Genomic DNA, 15,463 nt, shown 5'->3' with positions numbered 1-15,463 from the left:
TATTCTTATTATGATTATACATTAACTTTGTAAAGTTTAATTTTTATTACAGTATCATAAAGAAAAAAAGGCTAATTTTATGCAAAGTTTTTTGAATGAAAATTATATTGAAATCGTTAGTGTAATTGCATTTTTGAGCCTATTTTTAATTTATATAATTTTTAAAACTACTCCGAAGAAAGAAGCTTATAAAAATTCTGATAAACAAAAGTTAGAAAAAAAAGATACTCCACCTGAAAAAATTAAATCTATAAAAGAAGAAGAAGAAACAAAAAAAGAAGAAAATATAACCCATAAAGAACCTGAAGAAGAAGAAAAAGTAGATATTAAACCAACATTAACTAGAAAAAAAAGAGAACTCATAAAACATGAAAAAATAGCTAAAGATGATTTTTCTATATTTTTAGGTGTAAAAATTTTAATTGCAGAAGACAATATAATAAATCAAAAAGTTATTATTGGTCTCTTATCAACGTCTGGAATTGATATAACAGTAGCAAATGATGGACAAGAAGCATTAAACATACTACAAAATAACACCGATTTTTCTATGATTTTTATGGATGCTCACATGCCTATTTTAGATGGTTTTCAAGCAACAAGACTTATTAGAAAAAATCCAAAATATAACCATATACCAATCATTGCTCTAAGTGGAGATACCGCAGCTGATGATATAAGAAATATGCTAAATGTTGGAATGGAAGCTCATATAGAAAAGCCACTGAAGATGGACTCTCTTTATGATATTTTATATATTTACACAACTGGAAACGAATCAAAAAACAATTCTTTAGATAATCACAATGAAGAATTAAAAGAGTTTGATACAAAAGTAGGTCTAGAGATATGTGGTGGAGATAAAGAGTTTTATCTTGAGATTTTGAACGATTTTACTCTAAAGTACTCAAATTCTTCACAAATAATTCAAGAACTTATAGGAAATTCAGACAGCCTAAATGCAAATAAAATATTGTTAGATATGTCTGGTGTTGCGGCAAATATAGGAGCGGACGAACTACATAAGATTGCAGTTGATTTAAAAAACAGTCTTTCAAACCCTACAGATTTGGAATATATAAACAATCTAAAAAAATATAAAAGATCACTTCACCAAGTATGTGAAGCAATCAATGAATACACAAGCCAGAACTAACCTCTGTTTAATGCTTGCTTAACATGTTCGTCTGCCATAGTTATATTCCACTCTGGCTCCCAAACTAAATCTATCTCCACACCCTTTATATTTGCCATCTTTAAAACAGCCTCTTTTACCCATTGCTGAATTAACTGATGCATAGGACACGCTTTTGTTGAGAGCGTCATTTTTACATATGCGTTTCCATCCACGTCACATGAAGCATCATATATAAGCCCCATCTCCACAAGATTAAAGCCAACTTCTGGGTCAATTACTGTTGAAATAGCTAAAAATAGCTCCTCTTTTGAATACATTTTAAATCCTTATTTATAATTTATCATATGAAAAACATTTCTTACAAAAGCCAACACACCTATCAGCAAGAAAGAGGCACCAGCTTTTATAAGTTTTTCATCTTGAAGTAAAATAGCTATCGCTATAATAACAACACCTACTGCGCTAAAAAGAAGTTGTGCTGATGAGCTCTGTTTTGGAACCATATCAGCCAGCATCGGAACTCTCTGTTTTCCAACAAGAGGAGAAAATCTCTCAAACCATACTAAAAATGGGATTATTTTATACACATGCCCTGTTACAGCAAAAGCAAAAAAACCAAAAAACATCATCCAGCCAGAACATAGAAGAATCTCTTCTGTTCCAATGAAAAAATATACAATAGCTAAAATCAAAGAGGCTATAAGTGAAAAATATGAAAACATAAGAGATTTTGCATATATATCTATCTCTTTTCTAGCTCTTGTTTTATAGATACTGTTTATAAAATAAAAGTATATAGACAGCCCTAATATAGCCAATAAATAGCCGCTGTACTCCAAAATTGCCAATGGATAAAAAGATGAAGCAACAACTAAAAGAACAGCTACGCTAACCATCAACATAGCTCTCTCTAAAGGTTTTTGTGAAAATCCATGTGAGAGTCCAAACATAGGAAGAAGCACTAAAGAGAGCCCCATTACAGTAATAACGATATAACCGATAATGACTAAAAACAGATGCCCCCTAAGCAACATGTTAATATCAATAGTTATAAGTCCGCTGTAACCAAGGGACATTACAAGACCAAAAATAACACCAAAGAAAAGAAATGTATTTGATACTAGTATACTTTTCATAACAAGATTAAATTTTTTAATCTTTTTAATAGTTAAAAATATCTCCATGACAAATATCATCATAGAGATAAGTACAACAACTCCTCCAAATGGAAGTAGCATCGGATAACCTACAAAGCCAAATACCATCATAATGGTACCAATACCTAGCAGTGGCCATATTGCGTAAAATAGTTCAACCCCAAAGTGACCAACCTCTAAAACAACAGGCACAAGTTGTGCCATTGCTCCAAAGATAGTCATCATAATAAATCCAAGTAAAAAAAGATGTACAAAACCTATTATTTTCGTATCTAATATAAAAAGATTCTCAGCAGAGATAAAAAAAATATAAATAATACTAACCAGATAAAACAAGCTCCCCAATATAAAAAAAGGAGAGATAAGCTTAAATGGAGGTGCGAAATCTTGTGAGATAGAAAACATATAATCTATTTAGTGAGTAATATTTTGCAAATTAGTGTATGTTGATGAAGATTCATTACTTGTAAAAGTTACTTTTACTAAACCATTATCAGTCTCTTCTAGCGTATGAGATATATCATCCCCAAGTTTTGCGAATAGACCACCTGGTGTTTTGTGGTTAATCATAACCAATTTATCTTTTGTTCCCTTGATAAGCTTCAAACCACTTACCGCATTTACCATTGGATCTGGCGGTCCACACTTTGATGTATCAAAAAAATAAGTACTTTGACCATCCTCTTCTAGCTTGAAGAAATCAACATTTGCGCCAGTAACTTCAATCTTTATGGCATTTTCTGGAATTAAAGACATTTATAACACTCCTCTATTTTTAATATTTATAATTGTAATTTATCTTTTAAATTAAAGCGTTGATTTGTATCAACAAAATATCTCTAATTCCATCTAGTTTCTATCTTGTTTGTCCACTTCCATAAATTTTATACTTATATGTAGTTAGTCCCTCTATTCCCATTGGACCCCTTGCATGAAGCTTATTTGTACTTATTCCAACCTCTGCTCCAAACCCAAAAGAACCTCCATCGGTAAAGCGCGTTGATGCATTAAGATAGACCGCAGCAGCATCAATAGAATTTAAAAACTTTTCAGCTGTTGTTACATTTTGAGTCACAATAGCTTCTGAGTGACCTGAGCCAAATCTAACAATATGCTCTATCGCCTCTTCTACTCCATCGACTACTTTTATGTTTAATATATTTGCTAAATACTCAGTATCATAATCTTCATCTGTTGCATTTTCAACATCTATAATTTTTTGTGTTTTCAAACAACCTTTTAGTTTTGTGTTTGCTTTATCAAACTCTATTTTTATAAGAGGAAGGGCATTTTTTGCAATAGCGCTATCAACTAAAAGTGTCTCCATAGCATTACAAACCCCAGGTCTTTGAACTTTTGCATTTATAGCAATTTTTATAGCATCCTCAAGTATCGCTTCTTTGTCTATATAAGTATGACACTGCCCTTTATCGTGCTTTACCACGCTTACGGTTGCATTATCACATACATATTTTATAAGCCCTTCTCCACCACGAGGAATGATCAAATCTACATATTTATCCATCTTAATTAGTTTAGCAACACCCTCTCTTGAGGAGTCTGGAACTAGAGAGATTAGAGATTTTGGCAAAGAATTTCTCTCTAGTGTTGCTTGAAGAACTTTTGCTATTGCTTCATTTGAGTTTTGAGCCTCTTTTCCGCCCTTAAGCACACATACATTTGAGCTTTTAAAGCAGAGTGCAGCTGTGTCGCTTGTAACATTTGGACGAGATTCATAGATAATTCCAATCACACCAATAGGAATAGATACTTTTTCGATTTTAAGCCCAGCTTCAGTTACCCAACCATCAAGAACACGTCCCACAGGCTCTTTTAGCGCTGCTATCTCCTCAATTGCTACAGCCATTGCATCTATGCGCGCTTCATCTAAAAGAAGTCTGTCCATCAAAGACGAAGAGAGATTATTCTTCTTCCCATCAGCCATATCAAGATCATTTGCTTCTATGAGATCCATAGTATTTGCTCTTAGAGCATTTGCCATCTCTTTTAATACTCTATTTTTTTGTGCACCGCTTAAGAGCGATAAAACCCTGCTCGCAGATTTTGCTTCTTGTAAAAATATCTCCATCTATTTGCCTTTATATATCATGCTTTGATAATTTTTGTGATGATGTTATACTACCATAAAAAAATTAAGGCACTTTTATGAAAACTATAACTTTTATTGGAAACGGAAACATGGCGCTTAGCATTGCGCAAGGACTGAAAAATAGCTACAAAATTGAAGTAGTTGGCAGAAGTTTAGAGAAAATTGAAAAATTTGAAAAAGAACTTGGAATTGATATAGAAAAAGCTCTTATGGATAATTTTAGTGTTGAAGATAAAACTGTAATTTTTTGTGTAAAACCTGCAAATGTTGAAGAGGTCGCTACTAGAATCAGTGGAAAAGCTAGAGTTATTTACTCCGTTTTAGCTGGAACTTCACTTCAAAAACTAAGACAAAATCTACATCCACATGCTCTAGTCCGCGCTATGCCAAATCTAGCTGCAGGTGTTGGCAAATCAATGACAACTCTCACTGGTGATGAAGAGTTTAAAGAAGAAGCAAAAGAACTTCTTGGAGCAATAGGAACTACTCTTTGGCTAGGAAGCGAGAAAGAGCTTGATATCGCTACGGCACTTGCTGGAAGCGGTCCTGCTTATCTTACACTTATTGCTGAAGCATTAACAGATGGAGCAGTAAAGCAGGGAATGAGAAGAGATGATGCTATGCAAACGATGCGTGGTCTGTTTGAAGGTTTTGGAACACTTATACAAAATATCCACCCTGCACTACTAAAAGATGCTGTTATGAGCCCTGGAGGTACGACAGCTGCTGGTTATGGTGCGCTAGAAAATGGAAATGTAAGAGCGTCTTGTATAGATGCTATAGAGAGTGCTTATAAAAAAGCAGTTGAATTATCTAAATAGCTAAAGAGAGTAAAGTTTATAAAAACTTTAAAATCTCTTTTTCTATCTCCTCTTTTTCTATAATTGTGCTTTGTGCAATTGGCTTTGTAAATAATTCTTTTACCATAGCTGGAATCTCTAAATTTGCCTCTTTAGATATAGACTCTAAAGCTAAAATATCCTCTGCGTCTATCTCTCCTGTAAGTGCGTTTGCTATCACTGGAGAAAATTTTGTCCACTCAGCAGTTGAGTAAGCAATAGTTTTTATCTTAGGGTCTGAACATGTCTCATAAGATTTCATACATGTAGCAGTATGTGGATCCATAAGATAATCATGATTATAAAAAATATCTTTGATATATCTCTTACCCTCTTCTCCATTACAAAAATCAGCGTCAAAACTCTCTTGAAGTTTTGCAAGTTCGTCTGCACTTAACTCATAAAAATTCTTAGACTCTAGTTCTTGCATAAGCTCTTTTGTTCTCTCATGTCCAAACATGTCAAATAATATTCTCTCAACATTTGAAGACTTTAGTATATCCATGGCTGGAGAAGTAGTACTCACAACACAAGAGTCTCGTAGGTCATATTTTCCAGTTTTAATAAGCTTTGTGAGGACATTGTTCTCATTTGAAGATATTATGATTTTAGAAACATTTAGACCCATTTTCCAAGCATAGTAAGCGCCAAGAGCGTTTCCAAAGTTTCCACTTGGAACATTTAGATAAACCTTCTCGCCTATTATAATAGCACCTTGACGAACAAGCTCTAAATAACTGTGAATATGATAGATTATTTGAAAAATTATACGCCCAAAATTAACAGAGTTTGCAGCAGAGAGAAGGATATTTTTTTTCTTTAAGGCAGCTTTGAAATCATCTGAAGCAAGAAGTCTCTTTAGTGCATTTTGTGCATCATCAAAAACGCCATTTATTCCAATAACTTTTAGATTTTTAGCATCTTCGGTAACCATTTGAAGTCTTTGAACATCACTTGTTCCGCCATCTGGATAGAGGCATGCAACTTGGACATTTGCTCTGTTTTTAAAAGTCTCTAGCGCAGCTGGACCAGTATCGCCACTTGTTGCAGCTAGTATTAGATAATGCTCATCTCTTTTTTGCGCTATTGAAGAGAGCACAATTCCAAAAGGCTGTAGAGCCATATCCTTAAATGCACGAGTTGGACCGTGATATAGCTCACTTACATAAAGATTCTCTTTTACTTTTACGACTGGAACAGGATTTTTTGGATTGTCAAATTTATCATAAAGGTTTAGTGCTTCATCTATAACGCTTTTATCAATATCTATCTCAAAACGGCTGAGCATATCAGAAGCCAGCTCTTTGTATGAAGAGTTTATATGCTTAATTAAAAATGCCTCTCCTAAAGAAGGTAAACTCTCAGGCACATAAAGACCTCCAAAAGAGGCGATTGGGTTTAAAATAGCTTCTGAGAATGTAACATTTTTTGGTTTTGATGCGTCATATCCGCGTGTTTGAATAAAGTTCATATTTTTCTGCCTAAATTTTTTTTGAAATTATATCAAAATTAACAAAGAATCAAAATCAATGTATCCTTCTATGCTTGTTATCATGTTTAAAAAATGATATAAAAATAGTTATCAACAGCAAAGAAGCAACTATCTCATAACCAATCATCCAAACAATCAAAAATGAGTTGAAATCAAGTAGCATAAAATACTCAAATCTTCCACCAGCTACAAAGAAAAATAAAAATATAGCACCACTTATATATGGAATTGAAATGAAGTACAATGTGTAAAAAATCCCTTCATACCCTTCTATGACAGGAAGATAATCGCTAAAATCTACTTTTTTGTTAGCAAAAGATTCAGGCTCAGATCTAGTTGATTTTATATGAGAATTCTCTCTTGTTCTATCCTCACGCAAGAGCTGATTATAATACATAGCATTGTTTCTGTGATTATCCAAATCTCTATTTGAATCCATTTACAACTCCTTATAGGACTTTAATTATTAATAATAGCACTTATTATATTAAAATAGCAACAAAAAACAATTAAATAAACTTAAGATAAAGTATCAAAAATTATTGAAACAAACTAATAGGATTTATATGAAATGACTTTTGCGTAACTTCAAAAATTAGCTCATCACTTACTCTACCTATCGTGTAGCCTTTTTTAACCTTTTTTCCTTTTTCAATATCTGGTGCTATTTGTGAAAGGTTTGCGTAAATAGTGTGGATACCATTATCATGTTCAACAATTACTATATTATTTAAAACAGGTGTTTTGTCTGCGTATATGACTTTTCCATTGAAAACAGTTTTTACTTTTTCATTATTTTGCGCTGGTTTTAGCGATATAGACTCATTAAAAACTTTAATGCCATAAATAGGGTCCGTATAATTTCCATATTTTTTTGTAATTTTATATGGCTCAAATGGAGGAATCGTTTTTTCTCCAACATAAAGTTTAGTTTTTGCAGCTTGATAACTGCTTCCAACTGTTTTTACTTTTGGCAAATCACTACTGCTGGTTGGAGTTGTTGCGTTTTCAGCAAAAGCTTCTTCTCTTTCACTATCTTCTTGTACCTTTTTTAACTCATCTATTTTTATAATGTTTAGTTGTGCAAGTGTCTTTTTAAGTGAATCTTGCTTATTTAAAATCTCTTTTAACTCTTTTTTATATGAATCCCTAGCAATTTTTTGCTTTTTAAGCGATTCAATATTTGCATCTTGAGTTTTTTTAACCTCTCTTCTCTTTGAATCAATTGATGCAATTGCAACTTCAAGAGAACTTACATGATGATTTAATATATCTATATTTTTAGAGTTTTCATAAAATTTCTCATTTAGCTCTTTTATTTTTATTTTAGCGCTATGAAGCATACTCTCTAAAACTTCATACTCTATCAATGAATCTTGAGAGGCGCTAAACTCCTCTTCTAAAACAATCGAAAGGGTTACACTTTGTGCAATTGTAAAAACTAACTCTTCTTCAAGCGCATTACCATTTTGCTTCAGCCCATCTTGTGATGTTTTTAACTCTTTTATCTCTTTTACATTAGTATCGTAACTACTCTCTTTTTCTACAAGTTCATCTTTTAACCGCTTAAGACTCTCTTGCTGAGTTTTTATATCTCTTTCATGGCGTAAAATAGCCTCTGCAGTCTCATCCATTTTCCTACTTATTGCTTCTTGTGTTTTTGCATAAGAGCCTATTTCAGAACTTGTTTTTTCTATTTTTGTATCAACATTTGTTTTTGCTTCTGCAAATAAGCAGATAAAAGAAAATAGTATAAATAATCTAATCATGCCTCTTCTTTATGACCTACAACAATCAATGATGCCAAAATAATTGATATTGATATTGCAACACCTACTATAATCAAAGAATCATCAATAGGGTTAAAAATAACAACATCTATACCAATACTTCTAAATTGCTCTATTATCCAAGGATAAGATGAGAGATAAGCAAAAACTCCGATTGATAAAAAACTAGCAATTAATGCATCTACAATTGAGAGTCTAAAAAGAACAGCTGAACGCAACCATAATGCAGCACCAAAAAGCCCCATTATGCTCATTCTTTCATTATGTTTATATTGCCAAATTCTTAGCTCTTTAAATATTAGAAGTACCGTTACAACCAAAACAACGATAGAAAAAAGAGAGACAACATTTTTAAAAAGTAAAAGAAGCTTGTAAACGGTATCGTGATTATGCGAAAAATCTTCTACTTTTGTTATAGAGCTATTTTCAAGAAGATTATCTCTTAGCTTTTTAACTTCTTGCGGGGATGGATAATAGCCTAAAGATAACTTATAAAATTTCGGAAGAGTAAGTTTCAAAAGCTCTATATTTGTGCTTTTCATATCACTACTCAATCGCTTTATAACAGAGTCTGGCGATATCTCTTGTGAATTTGAGATAATGCTATTTATCTTTTTAAACTCATCGACACTAACCTCTTTTTTACTTACAGCAATAACTGAATAGTTTTGTGAAAGATTTATTTTATAAGCGTCAATAGCACGTTCAACGATGAAGAAGACCTGCATTGAAAAAAGTATACTCAAAAGAGCAATTACCAAAGAGAGATGATTTCTAACAGACTTCATGAATACTCCCATACTCAATATGAAAATGTTTATAATTAACATTTAGGGTTTTTGGTATATTGTGTGTTACAACTATTACAGTCGTTTTCAACTGCTCATTAGCCCCCTCTAGAAGATTCCAAATAAGCCCAGATGAGTACTCATCAAGATTGCCTGTTGGTTCATCTGCTAAAATCAGTATAGGATTATGCGCAAGAGCTCTTGCCATCGCAACTCTTTGCTGTTCACCACCGCTAAGTTCTAGTGGATATTTTCCTGTTTGATGATTCAACCTTACATGTTTTAAAAGCTTATCAACTTGATTTTGAGCAACGCTCTTTACGTATCCATTGATTAAGAGAGGTAGCATTATATTTTTATCGATATTCCACTCTTTTACAAGTTTATAGTCTTGAAAAACTATCCCTATATGTCTTCTTAAAAAATTTAGTCTTGAGCGCGAAATATTACCAAGCTCAACACCACCAACCACAAGCGACCCTTGTTTTAGCTTTAATCCACCAAACAGAGACTTAAGAAGTGTAGATTTTCCACTTCCGCTTGCACCTGTAATAAAGACAAAATCAGCAGAGTTTATAGAAAAATTTGCCTTATTTATAATAGTTTCATTGTTTGAATATGCCAATGAAAGATCTTTGGCTATTATCACTTTATCCACAAAGCACCTCATTTAAAAATTTATGTGCGACTAGATTGCTCTTAGATCTAAGCGGCGTCTTTGGGTAGTAGTAAGCTTTAGTGTCTTTTACTATCACATAGAGATGCTCTGGCTTATCAAAACTCCCCATAGACAGGCGTAACATTGCTCCATCATCCAAAGTATAACTTCGCTCAAAATTTATAAAACCACTCTCAAATTTTTGAGTTTTCTTATAAAGATTGATAACTTCTTGCGCGTTTAAATTCACATGTGAAAATTCAAAATTGCCCTCAAGAGAGAGTTCAGGTGAGAGCTCACTATTTATCATAGTCACATCATAGAAATTTTTTTGCATCTTCTTCCATCTATCTTCATACTTGCTAGTTATTGCAATATCTCTATTTTTATTTATATGAAGCGTAGTTTTAGGAAATGCGATAAATGTCTCATATGAGTAAGCATAATAGTTCTCGCTGTCAGTTCTAAGCTCTAACGTTCCGCTAATATTTAAAATACGGCTAGCTTCTTCTATAAACGGTGTTGATATAACTCTTCTATGAGGTTTTTTATCCCATGGTACTGGAAAGTGCACATATATTTTTTCTATTATATTTGATGGAACTAACTCCATGAAAAGTCTTGCATCATAATTTAAAATCAATATATTTTCAATATTTTTAATTGTAATTTGCTTTAATACTTGCTCAATAGAAGGAGTATGTATCTCAATGCCTATATATAGAGTATCTGGATTATTTTGTGCCTGATGAAGGAGGTGGCGACCAGAACCAAAACCTACTTCTATACAAATTTTCTCATTTGTTGGAAAATTTGTTGCAAAGTAGCTTATATCCTTAAGTGATTTAACTTCTCTTAGATGGATGTTTTTTTGATGTTGTGGTACATTGGATGAGATAACATTCATTTCAGAAGCACTAGCGTATGAAAGCAGAGCTTTGTGAACATTAAAGATAGATGGTGGTCTTGTAAGTTTGTCACTCTTTAAAAGCTTTTTATTATCTTCATCTATTACCAATAGAAAGAACTCATCTTCATCTACGCTTACAGAAATTAATTTTTCTTCTTGATATGATGCGTTTTTTGCTATAAAATTAAAAGAGACGCCATCTTTGTCTGAAGGCATCTCAACTTCTTTAAACTCTGCAATGTGTAAATGTGGCATTAATTCTCGTTTAGTTAAAATCTTGCATTGGTATAATTACTTCTTCTATTGGAGCTGGAGAAATAGGGCTTGAAGGCTGAACTTTTCTCTCTTGAACTACATTTTGCTCAACTCTATTTTGCTGAACACTTGAAGGATTTGCTCTTTTTGGAACCATACTTTTATCTTCAATTTTCAACTTTACCTCTATACTAGGCTCTGATTTTATACCATTAGCATCTACGGCAAAAATTTTATAATAATATGTTTTTTCATATTCAACATTTGAATCTAAAAATTGATTTCCATTAATATTTTTAAAATCTTCGATAGAACTCTCTAAAAAACTTTTAGAGAATTTTTTTTGCACTATATAACTTTTTGCTCTTGAATCAGAGCTAACCCAAGAGAGTTTAACTTGTCCATTTACAAACATTGCCTCTGCAAGTGAAGGAGCTGAAGGCTTTACTAAAGTTCTTCCAAGTGCCGTAAAGTTAGAGTTAACGCTCTCTAACTTATCTCTATCTACAACACTAACTCTGTAAAAATACTCTTTTGAATCTTCGCCAATTTTATCTGTATATGAGCTATTTTTTGTCTCAGCCAACATCTCATAACTTCCGTTTATGCTAACAGATCTATATACTCTATACATTAAAAAATCACTTGCCTGTGTACCTCTCCAGTGAATCTCAATCTTCTTTGGCATATCTGTAGAAGCAACAATTTGCATAATCTCTGCTGGTAACTCTTTTGTTACAACACTAACTTCTTCGCTCGGCTTAGAAACTATGCCATCATATGTAAGTACGCGAATACGATATTTATATGTGAAATTGTCTTGCAAGTTTTCATCAATATACTCAGCATTAAGACGTCCATTGACTGTTGTAATATCACTCCATTTGCTCTCTTGAAGAGTTCTTCTTTGAATGATATATGCTTTTACTTTTTCATTTGCATGTGGACGCCATATTACCTTAGCACTTCTTGGCATTCCTTGAGTACTATGAATCCAGATAACAGACTCTAGCTGAGGAAGAGATGTAATAATTGTTGTTTCACTTTTTTGAGACTCTGCTTTGGCACTATATGTTTTAAAATAGTAGGCATATCTAGAATTTGCTTCTATTTTTGTGTCTAAGTAATGAGTTGAAAAACGACTATTTACAGTATCGTAGTATTCATTTTTATTGCTATCGTTTTCATCAAGAGAAACCTTGTATATATAAACACCTTCTACTCTTTGATCATCAATTGCTTTCCACTCAAGAGCTATTGAGCCAGAGTCTATAATTGTCCCATTTGCTGTAAGCTCTACAATTGGAAGAGTTGTATCAATGACTGCCTCTTTTTTTGGTATTGGCACATTACCGCCACAACCACTAAGTATTAGCAGGGAAGCCGTGCATAATGTTACTAACGTCAATAATTTCATCTATCTTCTCCGTATTGAATTTTTTATCTATATACTCTTTCATATTATTATCTAATGATGCAACAAAAGAGACTCTCTCTTTACTTTTTGGGTGAATAAAATATATTATGTATGCATGAAGCAAAATTCGTTCCGATTTCTCTTGCTTTGGGCTTTGAGCATATATATGATCACCAATAATATGACGATTTAAACTCTCTAAATGTACACGAATTTGATGAGTTCTGCCAGTGTAAAGTTTACATGCAAGAAGCTGATTTTTTTCATCATTTGAGAGCATTAAAACTTTAAAAGCACTTTTTGCATATTTGCCATGCTCTAAAATTGCCATCTTAAGTCTATTGTGAGTGCTTCTTGCTATTGGAGCAATAACTTCGCTTAAATCTTCTTTTAGAGGTGGATTTACAACAGCTAGATAGTATCTTCCCATGCTTTTATCTTGCAGTTGGTTTGATAAAAATTCATGTGAGGCATTGTTTTTTGCAATTACCATAGCACCACTTGTTCCCTTGTCAAGTCTATGAACAATACCATGTCTCTCTTCTCCGCTAAGAGTTGAAAGTCTTATTCCTTTGTGTTTTAACCAATCAACAAGAGTTGCTTCTTTAACACTTGGAGCTGGATGAACTGTTAAGTCTGTTGGCTTGTTGATAACCAAAATATCATCATCTTCATAAAGTATTTCTACATCAAAATCAACATCTAATGCTGCTTTTAACTCTGCTGGAGGAAACTCAACTAAAACTACTTGATTCTCTTTTAGTTTTACTCCGCTTCTTGAAACCACTTTACCATCAACTAAAACTGACTCTTTTTTAATTAGTTGAGCTATTTGTGAACGACTCTGCCCTATTTTCGATGTTAAAAATGTATCGAGGCGCTCAGGAGCCTCACAAATATAACTTTGTGTTTCATTCATATTATAAACCTTTATGATACAATTTCTAAAATCTTATGGAGTTTTAAATTTGTGGAGAATTGATAAGCGCATTTTAGCACAATTTGACCTCTTTTCTATTATATTAATCATACCTCTAGTTATAACATCAAACTGGCTTATCGGCGAAGCTGTTCCTGCCCTTGCACAAAAACAAGCAGCTTATGTTGGCATTGCTTCTTTAACATTTTTAGCTATTTTCTTACTTCCTATTAGAAGAATGAGTTGGATTATTCCTCTAATCTATTGGTTAAGCATAGCTCTTTTACTTGGTGTAGAGTTTTTTGGCCACTCAAGACTTGGAGCACAAAGATGGATAGATATACCCTTTGTTAATGCTACGATTCAACCATCCGAATTTGTCAAACCTGCCCTTATTTTAATGTTGGCATATCTTATAAATAAAGCACCTCCACCAATGGATGGATACAGATTAAAGGAGTTTGCAAAAATAAGTTTTTATATACTTCTTCCTTTTATTTTAATAGCAAAAGAGCCTGATTTAGGTACTGCATTAGTTCTTTTACTTATTGGTTTTGGAGTTTTATTTTATATCGGAGTATATTGGAAAATTTGGGCATTTTTAGTTGGGGGAATTTTAATTTTTTCTCCTATCGCTTACAATTTTTTACTTCATGATTATCAAAAAACTAGAATCCATGATTTTTTAAGCGAAAAACCTTCCTATCATGTTCAACAATCTATCATTGCAATTGGTTCAGGCGGATTTACTGGAAAATCAAAAGATGATGCAACACAAACTCAAATGAGATTTTTGCCAATTGCTACGAGTGACTTTATTTTTGCTTTTCTTGTTGAGAGAACTGGCTTTCTAGGGGCACTTGGAATTATTTTAATATATGTCATGCTAATTTTGCATCTTATGAGTTTAAGTATCTTTAACAGTGATAATTTTATAAAGGTTGTTACAATCTCAATAGCTTTTATGGTTTTTATATATATGGGAGTAAATATCTCCATGACAATAGGCTATGCCCCAGTTGTTGGTGTGCCTCTGCCCATGTTTAGTTATGGTGGAAGTAGTTTTATAAATTTTATGATTTTATTTGCAATTATGCAAAATCTAATAACGTTTAGATATAAAGATATGTATGACGGACGTGGTACAAAAAGCTTTATTTGATTTTAGAATGGGTATAAGTATTTAGAAAGAGAATTGACATAAATCTGGCAAAGTAAATTTTGAAAATGCTTTGAAATTTGTTGTTTTAGGAATTTAAAAAGGTAGTGGCGCGGTGGACGGGACTCGAACCCGCGACCCCCTGCGTGACAGGCAGGTATTCTAACCAACTGAACTACCACCGCGCATTAAATAATTGTTTCTAAAAGAGTTTTTAAAAACTTGTTTTTTTGTATTAGACAAGGCAAATTTTAATGAAGCATAGTAAACTATGCGAACTGAAATTTAACGAAGTCATAATCAAAAAATGGTGGGCATTACAAGACTCGAACTTGTGACATCTACCTTGTAAGGGTAGCGCTCTACCAACTGAGCTAAACGCCCATTTTTTTATATAACACCAAAAATAATGGCGACCCCTAAAGGATTTGAACCTCTGTCCCTACCATGAAGTGATAGTGTCCTTGGCCACTAGACGAAAGGGTCACTTTCATAAACAAAAGGTTTTTAAATGGTGGGCATTACAAGACTCGAACTTGTGACATCTACCTTGTAAGGGTAGCGCTCTACCAACTGAGCTAAACGCCCATTTAAAATCGAACTAACGTGGCGCGGTGGACGGGACTCGAACCCGCGACCCCCTGCGTGACAGGCAGGTATTCTAACCAACTGAACTACCACCGCGCATATAAAAGTAAAAATGGTGTCCTGTGATGGATTCGAACCATCGGCCACCTCATTAAAAGTGAGATGCTCTACCAGCTGAGCTAACAAGACATTTTCTCTAATCGTTTAGAGGACGAAATTATAGGCAAATAGGTTTTAATTGTC

At 33.2% G+C, this 15,463-nt stretch carries 15 protein-coding genes and 6 tRNA genes; 3 read left to right on the top strand and 18 right to left on the bottom strand.

Translation table 11 applies throughout. From position 1 onward, the window contains the following. The first annotated feature begins 79 nt into the window (after window positions 1-79). Window positions 80-1,156 carry a response regulator gene (locus AC6H33_RS04060; protein ID WP_497605678.1) on the top strand — a complete coding sequence of 359 codons (1,077 nt, stop codon included), beginning with the start codon at window positions 80-82 and terminating at the stop codon, window positions 1,154-1,156. On the opposite strand, the gene AC6H33_RS04055 is transcribed toward AC6H33_RS04060, so the two are convergent. The 4 genes from AC6H33_RS04055 to AC6H33_RS04040 form a co-directional block, all read right to left on the bottom strand. Further along, window positions 1,153-1,455, bottom strand: coding sequence for a metal-sulfur cluster assembly factor (locus tag AC6H33_RS04055; protein WP_497605677.1), 303 nt, complete (start codon window positions 1,453-1,455; stop codon window positions 1,153-1,155). The two genes, AC6H33_RS04060 and AC6H33_RS04055, sit on opposite strands and share 4 nt — an antisense overlap. A gap of 9 nt (window positions 1,456-1,464) precedes the next feature. Further along, a complete protein-coding gene (locus tag AC6H33_RS04050; RefSeq protein WP_497605676.1) occupies window positions 1,465-2,700 on the bottom strand; it encodes a hypothetical protein in 1,236 nt (411 codons plus the stop codon). 9 nt (window positions 2,701-2,709) lie between these two features. After that, window positions 2,710-3,051: a hypothetical protein gene (locus AC6H33_RS04045; RefSeq protein WP_497605675.1), complete on the bottom strand. Its 342-nt coding sequence runs from the start codon at window positions 3,049-3,051 to the stop codon at window positions 2,710-2,712. Window positions 3,052-3,151: 100 nt separating this feature from the next. After that, a complete protein-coding gene (locus AC6H33_RS04040) occupies window positions 3,152-4,384 on the bottom strand; it encodes a glutamate-5-semialdehyde dehydrogenase (protein ID WP_497605674.1) in 1,233 nt (410 codons plus the stop codon). Between the two features lie 77 nt (window positions 4,385-4,461). On the opposite strand from AC6H33_RS04040, the gene AC6H33_RS04035 reads away from it, so the two are divergent. Further along, window positions 4,462-5,226: a pyrroline-5-carboxylate reductase gene (locus tag AC6H33_RS04035; RefSeq protein WP_497605673.1), complete on the top strand. Its 765-nt coding sequence runs from the start codon at window positions 4,462-4,464 to the stop codon at window positions 5,224-5,226. Window positions 5,227-5,242: 16 nt separating this feature from the next. Here the strand turns inward: AC6H33_RS04035 and thrC are convergent, their stop codons facing one another. The 8 genes from thrC to AC6H33_RS03995 all read right to left on the bottom strand — a co-directional run bounded on the left by thrC (window position 5,243) and on the right by AC6H33_RS03995 (window position 13,473). Then, a complete protein-coding gene (gene thrC, locus AC6H33_RS04030) occupies window positions 5,243-6,715 on the bottom strand; it encodes a threonine synthase (protein WP_497605672.1) in 1,473 nt (490 codons plus the stop codon). A gap of 55 nt (window positions 6,716-6,770) precedes the next feature. Then, on the bottom strand, window positions 6,771-7,175 hold the full coding sequence (locus AC6H33_RS04025; RefSeq protein ID WP_497605671.1) for a hypothetical protein: 405 nt from the start codon (window positions 7,173-7,175) through the stop codon (window positions 6,771-6,773). A 100-nt stretch (window positions 7,176-7,275) separates the two neighbouring features. Beyond that, the gene (locus tag AC6H33_RS04020; RefSeq protein ID WP_497605670.1) at window positions 7,276-8,505 is read right to left on the bottom strand and encodes a murein hydrolase activator EnvC family protein; all 1,230 of its coding nucleotides are present in this window, start codon (window positions 8,503-8,505) and stop codon (window positions 7,276-7,278) included. Continuing rightward, entirely contained in the window at window positions 8,502-9,314 is an 813-nt protein-coding gene (locus AC6H33_RS04015; RefSeq protein ID WP_497605669.1) for a cell division protein FtsX, read from the bottom strand. The genes AC6H33_RS04020 and AC6H33_RS04015 overlap by 4 nt, the downstream gene beginning before the upstream one ends. Further along, a complete protein-coding gene (locus AC6H33_RS04010; RefSeq protein ID WP_497605668.1) occupies window positions 9,301-9,972 on the bottom strand; it encodes a cell division ATP-binding protein FtsE in 672 nt (223 codons plus the stop codon). Before AC6H33_RS04010 ends, AC6H33_RS04015 begins: the two co-directional genes overlap by 14 nt. Then, on the bottom strand, window positions 9,965-11,137 hold the full coding sequence (gene trmB, locus AC6H33_RS04005) for a tRNA (guanosine(46)-N7)-methyltransferase TrmB (RefSeq protein WP_497605667.1): 1,173 nt from the start codon (window positions 11,135-11,137) through the stop codon (window positions 9,965-9,967). The genes AC6H33_RS04010 and trmB overlap by 8 nt, the downstream gene beginning before the upstream one ends. Window positions 11,138-11,147: 10 nt before the next feature. Beyond that, the gene (locus AC6H33_RS04000) at window positions 11,148-12,554 is read right to left on the bottom strand and encodes a fibronectin type III domain-containing protein (RefSeq protein ID WP_497605666.1); all 1,407 of its coding nucleotides are present in this window, start codon (window positions 12,552-12,554) and stop codon (window positions 11,148-11,150) included. After that, window positions 12,502-13,473, bottom strand: coding sequence for an RluA family pseudouridine synthase (locus AC6H33_RS03995; RefSeq protein ID WP_497605665.1), 972 nt, complete (start codon window positions 13,471-13,473; stop codon window positions 12,502-12,504). The genes AC6H33_RS04000 and AC6H33_RS03995 overlap by 53 nt, the downstream gene beginning before the upstream one ends. Before the next feature lie 49 nt (window positions 13,474-13,522). Between AC6H33_RS03995 and AC6H33_RS03990 the strand changes: the two genes are divergently transcribed. Continuing rightward, complete coding sequence (locus AC6H33_RS03990) at window positions 13,523-14,635, top strand: FtsW/RodA/SpoVE family cell cycle protein (RefSeq protein WP_497605664.1); 1,113 nt, start codon at window positions 13,523-13,525, stop codon at window positions 14,633-14,635. A 105-nt stretch (window positions 14,636-14,740) separates the two neighbouring features. Here AC6H33_RS03990 and AC6H33_RS03985 read toward each other — a convergent pair. The 6 genes from AC6H33_RS03985 to AC6H33_RS03960 form a co-directional block, all read right to left on the bottom strand. Beyond that, window positions 14,741-14,817, bottom strand: a tRNA-Asp gene (locus tag AC6H33_RS03985). Window positions 14,818-14,940: 123 nt separating this feature from the next. After that, a tRNA-Val gene (locus AC6H33_RS03980) sits at window positions 14,941-15,016 on the bottom strand. A 26-nt stretch (window positions 15,017-15,042) separates the two neighbouring features. Next, a tRNA-Glu gene (locus AC6H33_RS03975) sits at window positions 15,043-15,118 on the bottom strand. A 26-nt stretch (window positions 15,119-15,144) separates the two neighbouring features. Further along, window positions 15,145-15,220 (bottom strand) — tRNA-Val (locus AC6H33_RS03970). A gap of 19 nt (window positions 15,221-15,239) precedes the next feature. After that, window positions 15,240-15,316 (bottom strand) — tRNA-Asp (locus tag AC6H33_RS03965). A gap of 17 nt (window positions 15,317-15,333) precedes the next feature. Then, a tRNA-Lys gene (locus AC6H33_RS03960) sits at window positions 15,334-15,409 on the bottom strand. Window positions 15,410-15,463 lie beyond the last annotated feature (54 nt).

This window comes from Sulfurimonas limnophila (assembly GCF_059705345.1).
This window is presented reverse-complemented; position numbering and strand designations above follow the sequence as displayed.

Bases quoted from the DNA above. Each gene is read 5' to 3' on its own strand.
- AC6H33_RS04060 (WP_497605678.1), top strand. From the start codon at position 80: ATGCAAAGTTTTTTGAATGAAAATTATATTGAAATCGTTAGTGTAATT.
- AC6H33_RS04055 (WP_497605677.1), bottom strand. From the start codon at position 1,455: ATGTATTCAAAAGAGGAGCTATTTTTAGCTATTTCAACAGTAATTGAC.
- AC6H33_RS04050 (WP_497605676.1), bottom strand. From the start codon at position 2,700: ATGTTTTCTATCTCACAAGATTTCGCACCTCCATTTAAGCTTATCTCT.
- AC6H33_RS04045 (WP_497605675.1), bottom strand. From the start codon at position 3,051: ATGTCTTTAATTCCAGAAAATGCCATAAAGATTGAAGTTACTGGCGCA.
- AC6H33_RS04040 (WP_497605674.1), bottom strand. From the start codon at position 4,384: ATGGAGATATTTTTACAAGAAGCAAAATCTGCGAGCAGGGTTTTATCG.
- AC6H33_RS04035 (WP_497605673.1), top strand. From the start codon at position 4,462: ATGAAAACTATAACTTTTATTGGAAACGGAAACATGGCGCTTAGCATT.
- thrC (WP_497605672.1), bottom strand. From the start codon at position 6,715: ATGAACTTTATTCAAACACGCGGATATGACGCATCAAAACCAAAAAAT.
- AC6H33_RS04025 (WP_497605671.1), bottom strand. From the start codon at position 7,175: ATGGATTCAAATAGAGATTTGGATAATCACAGAAACAATGCTATGTAT.
- AC6H33_RS04020 (WP_497605670.1), bottom strand. From the start codon at position 8,505: ATGATTAGATTATTTATACTATTTTCTTTTATCTGCTTATTTGCAGAA.
- AC6H33_RS04015 (WP_497605669.1), bottom strand. From the start codon at position 9,314: ATGAAGTCTGTTAGAAATCATCTCTCTTTGGTAATTGCTCTTTTGAGT.
- trmB (WP_497605667.1), bottom strand. From the start codon at position 11,137: ATGCCACATTTACACATTGCAGAGTTTAAAGAAGTTGAGATGCCTTCA.
- AC6H33_RS04000 (WP_497605666.1), bottom strand. From the start codon at position 12,554: ATGAAATTATTGACGTTAGTAACATTATGCACGGCTTCCCTGCTAATA.
- AC6H33_RS03995 (WP_497605665.1), bottom strand. From the start codon at position 13,473: ATGAATGAAACACAAAGTTATATTTGTGAGGCTCCTGAGCGCCTCGAT.